The sequence below is a fragment of the Parvimonas sp. D9 genome (assembly GCF_035282565.1).
GTDB classification, from domain to species: Bacteria; Bacillota; Clostridia; order Tissierellales; family Peptoniphilaceae; genus Parvimonas; species Parvimonas micra.
Window position 1 is genome coordinate 1 of the sequence record NZ_JAYKBM010000246.1, and the last position, 243, is coordinate 243.

The window sequence follows — 243 nt, forward strand, 5'->3', positions numbered from 1 at the left end:
CGCCTTTGGCCGCTTTTACTTTCTCATTTCATCCATAATAATATTTGCCGTTTCTTCAACCGCTTTGTTGGTAACATCAATCACTTTGCAGTCAAGCCGCTCCGCTATCTGATTAAAATAATCCAGTTCATATTTGATGCGCTCAATGGTCGCATAACTTGCCGAACCATCAAGCCCGAGTGTTTTCAGCCGTTCTTTCCGGATATGATTCAATGTGTCGGGATCAATTTTTAAACCGATACA

1 protein-coding gene is annotated in these 243 nt (G+C 41.6%); it reads right to left on the minus strand.

Annotated elements, in window-relative coordinates; genetic code table 11:
• Window positions 1-15: 15 nt before the first annotated feature.
• Window positions 16-243: kinase/pyrophosphorylase (locus tag VJI94_RS08745; protein ID WP_324009092.1), on the minus strand; the 228-nt coding region annotated here is incomplete at its 5' end.